Origin of the sequence: Pseudomonas sp. SIMBA_068, assembly GCF_046534705.1 — a bacterium.
Classification (GTDB): domain Bacteria; phylum Pseudomonadota; class Gammaproteobacteria; order Pseudomonadales; family Pseudomonadaceae; genus Aquipseudomonas; species Aquipseudomonas putida.
The window spans coordinates 1-240 of the sequence record NZ_JAWRYI010001511.1 but is presented as its reverse complement, the minus strand read 5'-3'; the positions used below and the strand labels follow the sequence as shown (position 1 = coordinate 240).

Annotated in this window: 1 pseudogene; it reads right to left on the bottom strand. The window is 61.7% G+C overall.

Annotated elements, in window-relative coordinates:
• A pseudogene (locus tag SB756_RS34710) lies at positions 1-240 on the bottom strand (N-methylproline demethylase); the annotation flags it as partial.

Here is a 240-nt window from a genome sequence, read left to right as displayed (position 1 = left end):
AGCCAGGTTCTGGAAGTGCGGAATGATGCGGTCGGTGGACAGGTTCACCGAGCTCCACCATTCCTGCGGGCTGTCTATGGCCACCACCGAGGAGCCGCCGCAGATCGCCAGGCCGATACCGCCCTTGGCTTTCTCTTCGTAGTACTTCACATAGCGGTCAGTGGTCATCCCGCCATCGGTGGCATACACCTCGGCGTGGGCGGTACTGAGCACGCGGTTGCGGATGGTCAGTTTGCCGAT